This is a genomic window from Lewinella sp. W8, assembly GCF_004375085.3.
Classification (GTDB): domain Bacteria; phylum Bacteroidota; class Bacteroidia; order Chitinophagales; family Saprospiraceae; genus Neolewinella.
The window spans coordinates 1-874 of sequence record NZ_SNAQ03000058.1 but is presented as its reverse complement, the minus strand read 5'-3'; the positions used below and the strand labels follow the sequence as shown (position 1 = coordinate 874).

The 874-nt window shown below is 44.5% G+C and carries 1 protein-coding gene; it reads left to right on the top strand.

Annotation, left to right across the window (positions count from 1 at the left end; translation table 11 throughout):
• Positions 1 to 78: 78 nt before the first annotated feature.
• Positions 79 to 843 carry an IS5 family transposase gene (locus tag E1J53_RS23830; RefSeq protein ID WP_134274852.1) on the top strand — a complete coding sequence of 255 codons (765 nt, stop codon included), beginning with the start codon at positions 79 to 81 and terminating at the stop codon, positions 841 to 843.
• The last annotated feature ends 31 nt before the right edge of the window (positions 844 to 874 follow it).

Below are 874 nucleotides of genomic sequence, written 5' to 3'. Positions count from 1 at the left end.
AGAGCTTGTTTGGGAATTTTATTGGGACACAAAATCAGCTGTTGGCCTGTTTTATGAGGTGACTAAACCGATTAAAACATGCAGAGGCGTTATGCTCCGCTGACCAACAGCCAATGGAAAGTTATCAAGCAATTTCTGAACTGGAAAAGAAAACGTAAACATTCACTCCGGAAAATTTTCAACGCCATTCGATACGTCAACCGCACGGGAATTCAATGGCGCAATCTGAGCGAGACGAGGTTTGCTCCCTGGAATGCTGTCTACTACTACTTTTATCAGTGGTCTCGCGATGGAACAATTGACAAAATCAACCATGCTTTGAATCAACTTGAACGAATCTTAAAAGGGCGTAATCCCTTGCCCAGCCTAGGCCTTGCGGACTCTCAAAGTATAAAGTTAGCGCCGATGATTTACGAACATCGTGGAACAGACGGCAACAAGAAAGTAAACGGTAGAAAACGCCATATTTTAGTAGATACAACAGGGCGGATTTATGCTACTCATGTTCACGCTGCTAACCTCCATGATAGTCCTCAGGGAATAATTCTGTTAGAGGATGCCGAACTGATCATCGACAGCCTCGAAACGATCATGGCAGATAAAACCTATCGCGGTTCCTTTGCTCAAGCAGTCGAGGAAATCGGCATCATTTTCGAAGTTCCTGAGCGACCTGACGGGTCGAAAGGATTTGTGATTGAGGCTAAACGCTGGGTCGTAGAAAGAACCTTTGCCTGGCAGAATTTCTACCGCAGAAACGTCATTGACTACGAGCACACCGTAGAAAGTTCGGCCGCACACCTGAAATTAGCCAATATCAATATGACTATGCAGTGCCTAAATTGATTTCGCAGAATTTAATTCCCAAACAAGCTCT

What these genes read in the sequence shown, in the direction of transcription:
- E1J53_RS23830 (WP_134274852.1), top strand. Translation starts at nt 79, where the DNA reads ATGCAGAGGCGTTATGCTCCGCTGACCAACAGCCAATGGAAAGTTATC.